The following is a 228-nucleotide window of genomic DNA, read 5'->3' on the forward strand; positions in this document are numbered from 1 at the left end:
TTGTAGGTGTGGAGGAACTCCACGAGAGCTGCGGTGCGCTCGGCGTTGCTGGAGTACGGGCGCACGTACGCCCATTCGTCGAGCAGCGTGCGGTTCAGGCGTTCGACCTTGCCGTTCGTCTGCGGGCGGTACGGTCGGGTGCGTTTGTGGACGATGCCAGCGACGCTCAAGGTCTGGCCGAACAGCTTGGATCGGTAACAGGAGCCGTTGTCGGTTAGGACGCGTTCG

The 228-nt window shown here is 63.6% G+C and carries 1 protein-coding gene; it reads right to left on the minus strand.

Annotated elements, in window-relative coordinates:
- The coding region (locus IF67_RS0138585; RefSeq protein ID WP_030993741.1) for an integrase core domain-containing protein at positions 1-228 on the minus strand (228 nt) is incomplete at both ends.

This window comes from Streptomyces sp. NRRL S-1813, assembly GCF_000719605.1.
In the GTDB taxonomy this organism is placed as follows: Bacteria; Actinomycetota; Actinomycetes; order Streptomycetales; family Streptomycetaceae; genus Streptomyces; species Streptomyces decoyicus.